Raw genomic sequence first — 418 nt, forward strand, 5'->3', positions numbered from 1 at the left:
AGCATGGTAGTGGAAAATAATATATAAGATATTGTTATTTAACAGTTTTCCACTATGTAATGTAAATGAGTCAGGAGAGTGGAAAATTGATGCTGAGGGAACTGACGAGCGACCAGCGCCGTCAACTCATAGACACCCAGCAGGTCTATGAAAGCTGGCGCAGCGCCGATGACGAGCACCAAAGACGGTTCGTGGGCAGCATGCGCTGGGCCAAGCGCAACGGTGTCGAATACCTGCTGCGAAAAGTCGGGCAGACCGAGAACTCGCTTGGCCCCAAAAGCGAGGCGACAGAAAAATCATTCGCGGCTTTCTTCGAGGGCAGGGAGCGGAACAGGGATCTGCTTTCTGGCCTGTCAGACCGCCTGAACGGCCTCGCCAGGATCAATGTCGCAATGGGCCTGGGACGGGTGCCGGCCAT

The 418-nt window shown here is 54.1% G+C and carries 1 pseudogene; it reads left to right on the forward strand.

Annotation, left to right across the window (positions count from 1 at the left end):
* Positions 1-89: 89 nt before the first annotated feature.
* Positions 90-418: pseudogene (locus tag EN852_RS35485) on the forward strand (hypothetical protein); the annotation flags it as partial.

The sequence above is a fragment of the Mesorhizobium sp. M2E.F.Ca.ET.209.01.1.1 genome (assembly GCF_004010375.2).
Classification (GTDB): domain Bacteria; phylum Pseudomonadota; class Alphaproteobacteria; order Rhizobiales; family Rhizobiaceae; genus Mesorhizobium.